The sequence below is a fragment of the Cryobacterium sp. TMT2-14 genome, from assembly GCF_004402465.1.
GTDB classification, from domain to species: domain Bacteria; phylum Actinomycetota; class Actinomycetes; order Actinomycetales; family Microbacteriaceae; genus Cryobacterium; species Cryobacterium sandaracinum.
In genome coordinates this window covers 1-1,268 of record NZ_SOFV01000045.1, presented here as the reverse complement: position 1 = coordinate 1,268, position 1,268 = coordinate 1, and the positions used below count along the sequence as shown (strand labels likewise).

Genomic DNA, 1,268 nt, shown 5'->3' with positions numbered 1-1,268 from the left:
GAGGCCGTCGCGGAAGAGCCCGAAGCCGACAGTGCTGCGGGCTTCGGCGACGGGCTCGTTGGGGGCGGTGCCGTCGGGATCGAGGCGGGCCTGCCACTGGCTGGCCATGCCCCGCACCAGGTCCGCAGGAAACGCGAACCCCTCCCCGGGCAGGCCGCGGGTGTCGTCGGTGACGGCGCCGGTCGCACTGGCCACCAGGGCACGTTCGGCGGTGCCGAGCTCGTCGGGCGCGACCCGGGCCGCGACCTGGTCGAGGGCGGTGACGATGTTCTCGGCCGCGTCCACGCCGAGGTCCCCGGCGGTGAGGGAATCGGCCACGGCCGGGTAGTAGGGCGGCAACATGCTGGTGCCCGCCCGGCGCGGGGTGACGTTCTCGCCCAGGCGCACCCGCCGGTTCGCCTCCCGGGAAGAGACGCGTGTCAGGCGAGTGATCAGGTCGATGCCGCTGCTAGCCCCGTTCTTATATGCGAGGGACTCATGGCCCAGGATGCGGCGGGACCGCACCGAAATGTCGGCGGCAGAGGCAACCCTGGCCGCATCGACCCGACGGCCGAGGTCTTCAACCATGCCCAGCACCATCATCGCGTCCGCCTCGCCCAAGAGGGAGAAGGACACCGAATCCAGCACGGCCGCGGCCAGGTCACGGGCCTGCTGCAGCTGCTGCTGCACGAGGGATGACTGTGCACGGGGTGCCTGCGCGAGGGGTGACTGCGCGAGGGACGGCGCCGCCTGCGGTGAGGCGGTGGGGTGGTGCGGAGTGGGGGCTCCAGCCATACCCTAATAGTAGATGTGTACTAATAAAAAGTCAAGAGGTTCTGCACGAGTATAGAAAGTAATTCGTTCGGCGCAGTGCCGTGGTGTTGCCGACCACGCGCATCCGTCGGTGCGCCCCTCAGGCACCGCGGGCTCCCTAACGAATTTGACGGAGATTTTGGCTCCCCTGCTGTATCCGTGGGTGTTTCGGAGCGCCTTAACGGCCGCACGCCGCTTCCTGTCTAGGTTTCTGACTGTCAAAGGAAAGAAACTTTATAGGCGGGAAAACGGCGTGCGGTCTCTAACTTTATGGCGGACTTTGCTCGGTGTCGACAAGACAGTGGTCGAGGACGTTGATCTCGACCTCGTAGCGGGCGTTTTTGTTGCGTCGGTTCGGCTGACCAGGTCGATGCGGAACCGGTGCGGGGTCTGCCTGAAACGTTGCCCACGCTACGACAGGGGTGCGGGGCGGCGCCGGTGGCGGGCCTTGGACGCGGGCACGATCCAGGTCTACT

Annotated in this window: 1 protein-coding gene and 1 pseudogene; one reads left to right on the top strand and one right to left on the bottom strand. The window is 66.9% G+C overall.

All coding sequences use genetic code 11. The features are described 5' to 3' along the window. Positions 1 to 774 (bottom strand): DUF222 domain-containing protein (locus E3O28_RS15950; RefSeq protein ID WP_134416789.1); only part of this gene is annotated, 774 nt, incomplete at its 3' end. A 271-nt stretch (positions 775 to 1,045) separates the two neighbouring features. Between E3O28_RS15950 and E3O28_RS17155 the strand changes: the two are divergent. Then, positions 1,046 to 1,268: pseudogene (locus tag E3O28_RS17155) on the top strand (ISL3 family transposase); the annotation flags it as partial.